Origin of the sequence: Mesorhizobium sp. WSM4983 (assembly GCF_029625765.1) — a bacterium.
Classification (GTDB): Bacteria; Pseudomonadota; Alphaproteobacteria; order Rhizobiales; family Rhizobiaceae; genus Mesorhizobium.
Genome location: NZ_JARTVM010000040.1, coordinates 1 through 311 on the forward strand (window position 1 = coordinate 1; position 311 = coordinate 311).

Genomic DNA, 311 nt, shown 5'->3' on the forward strand with positions numbered 1-311 from the left:
AAGCGCTATGACCAGATCGACGCGGCGCCGGAAGAGAAGGCGCGCGGCATCACCATCTCGACGGCGCATGTCGAGTATGAGACGGCCAACCGTCACTACGCCCATGTCGACTGCCCCGGCCATGCCGACTATGTCAAGAACATGATCACCGGCGCCGCCCAGATGGACGGCGCGATCCTGGTGGTTTCGGCCGCCGACGGCCCGATGCCGCAGACCCGCGAGCACATCCTTTTGGCCCGCCAGGTCGGCGTGCCCTCGATCGTGGTGTTCCTGAACAAGGTCGACCAGGTCGACGACGCCGAGCTGCTCGA

At 65.6% G+C, this 311-nt stretch carries 1 protein-coding gene; it reads left to right on the forward strand.

The features are described 5' to 3' along the window. Window positions 1-311 (forward strand): GTP-binding protein (locus tag P9254_RS28855; protein ID WP_278103921.1); only part of this gene is annotated, 311 nt, incomplete at both ends.